Origin of the sequence: Microbacterium sp. GbtcB4 (genome assembly GCF_019091465.1) — a bacterium.
Classification (GTDB): domain Bacteria; phylum Actinomycetota; class Actinomycetes; order Actinomycetales; family Microbacteriaceae; genus Microbacterium; species Microbacterium paraoxydans.
In genome coordinates, this window is sequence record NZ_JAGXJJ010000510.1 from 1 (window position 1) to 238 (window position 238).

Below are 238 nucleotides of genomic sequence, written 5' to 3' on the forward strand. Positions count from 1 at the left end.
ACCATGGTGCGCCGCATCGGTCAGGCGAAGGCCCTCCTCGCGGCCGACTACGCCGCACAGCTGCAGCGGTCGGCCGGCAAGGTCGTGTTCTTCGCGAAGCACATCGACGTCATGGACCAGGCGGAGGCGCACTTCGCCTCCACCGGCATCCGCGCGGTATCCATCCGCGGTGACCAGACGATCACGGCGCGGCAGCAGGCCATCGACGACTTCAACGGCGACCCCGAGGTCGGCATCG

At 68.9% G+C, this 238-nt stretch carries 1 pseudogene; it reads left to right on the forward strand.

The annotated features are described in order from the left end of the window. A pseudogene (locus tag KVS71_RS18645) lies at positions 1 to 238 on the forward strand (ATP-dependent helicase); the annotation flags it as partial.